Annotated in this window: 1 protein-coding gene; it reads right to left on the bottom strand. The window is 63.6% G+C overall.

Annotated features, from left to right (window positions below):
* Nucleotides 1-256 (bottom strand): type VI secretion system ImpA family N-terminal domain-containing protein (locus AAIR21_RS28140; protein ID WP_434682878.1); only part of this gene is annotated, 256 nt, incomplete at its 3' end.
* Nucleotides 257-261 lie beyond the last annotated feature (5 nt).

Raw genomic sequence — 261 nt, 5'->3', positions numbered from 1 at the left:
TCCACTGGTGCGTAATCAGCGAATCGACCAGCTCCAGTCCTTCCGACAGCCCGGATAAACCGGAACGCTGCAGACGGGCGCAGCAGAACCAGGCAGCGGTCTGCAGGTCGGTGCCGTTGTGGCGAAACAGGGTTACACACAGCTGTTCCACCTTCCGCCAGTCCACATCGGGACGTGCGGGGTGGGTCAGCTTGCTCAGCTCGTCGCGCACCTGGGTGTATTCAGACCATGCGCGGGGATCCTGGCCCGCATGCACGGGCA

Source organism: Enterobacter sp. PTB (assembly GCF_051130085.1).
Taxonomy (GTDB): domain Bacteria; phylum Pseudomonadota; class Gammaproteobacteria; order Enterobacterales; family Enterobacteriaceae; genus Enterobacter; species Enterobacter ludwigii.
Note: the sequence above shows the minus strand (reverse complement) of the source record. Positions and strands in the feature narration are given on the sequence as shown.